Annotated in this window: 1 protein-coding gene; it reads left to right on the top strand. The window is 41.2% G+C overall.

From position 1 onward, the window contains the following. Window positions 1-84 precede the first annotated feature (84 nt). Window positions 85-1,256, top strand: a protein-coding gene (locus KB186_RS28200) for an IS3 family transposase (protein WP_370646722.1) whose coding sequence is annotated in 2 segments (ribosomal slippage) — window positions 85-358 and window positions 358-1,256 — 1,173 coding nt in all. Because the reading frame shifts where the segments join, the coding sequence is not laid out codon by codon here. Window positions 1,257-1,297 lie beyond the last annotated feature (41 nt).

Here is a 1,297-nt window from a genome sequence, read left to right as displayed (position 1 = left end):
TGGTAATATCCCCTCATGGTTGACTGTGTTTAAAACCCCACTGTTACAATTGGGTAAGACACAATTGACCAGAGGGGATTTTTTATGGCTAAAAAAGGACAAACATTTAGAATTTATACGGAAGAGGAAAAAATGGAAGCCGTACGTCTTTACGAGACCGGAGTATCTTCTAGAGAAGTCGCCAGAAGATTAGGCATTCCAGAAAAAAGACAGGTGTTGGACTGGGTTAATAAGGTTCGTAGTGGGGAGGCACTAACAGCTTCTCGATCAAATCAGGCATGGCGAAAAGGGCGTCCAAAAACCAAATTCACAAGCGTTGAGGAAGAGTTAGCATACATAAAAGCGGAGAATGAATATCTAAAAAAGCGATATCCAAATCTAAACGGGGAGTGACTTCGAAGAAAGCAAGGTTCTCAATTATTGAACAAATGCAAACCAAATATCGATTATCATGGCTGCTCAGTTTTGCAAAAGTATCCCGTGCGGGATATTACAAATGGAGAAAGTCCAGAGAGACATCTGTTCGACGTAGCGAAAAGGAAGTCGACCTAAAAGAACATATCCTAAGTATCCATCGCTTGCATCCTTATTATGGTTACTTACGAATGACAGTTGCTCTTCGCAAAGAAGGATTACAAATCAATCACAAACGTGTCTATCGATTGATGAAGGAATTAGGCATCCGCTCCGTAATTCGTAAAAAAAGGCGATTCTTCGGCAGACAGGCATCAGTTGTAAATCCGGATCGTCTGGAAAGACAGTTTAAAGCAGAAGCACCTCTAAAGAAGTTGGTAACCGACATCACCTATCTACGAATCGGAGAACGATTTTTTTATCTATCTGCTGTGCAGGATCTGTTTAATAACGAAATCGTTGCTTGGCATGTCTCTTCCCAAAACGATTTGTCACTCGTGATGAGCACCGTAGATAGTCTTTGTAAGGGTAGAGAGATGAACGGTTCCGTCCTACATTCGGACCAAGGTTTTCAATATACTTCTAGACACTATAATAAACGTTTGGATGAGTACGGAGTACTAGGAAGTCATTCGAGACGGGGAAATTGCCTGGATAATGCCTGTATCGAGTCATTCTTTTCTCATCTGAAGACAGAAATGATGTATCGATGCTCGGCAAAATCATTTGAGGAATTAAATCAATCTGTTGAAACATACATTGCATTTTATAATCAAAGTCGTTTTCAGAAAAAGCTAGGCGACCGTTCCCCGATTGAGTATCGGAAAGCGATCGCCGCGTAACTATGGGTTTTTAGGCAGTCTACTTGACAGGGTTATGACCA

This window comes from Brevibacillus sp. AF8 (genome assembly GCF_021270385.1).
Classification (GTDB): domain Bacteria; phylum Bacillota; class Bacilli; order Brevibacillales; family Brevibacillaceae; genus Brevibacillus.
This window is presented reverse-complemented; position numbering and strand designations above follow the sequence as displayed.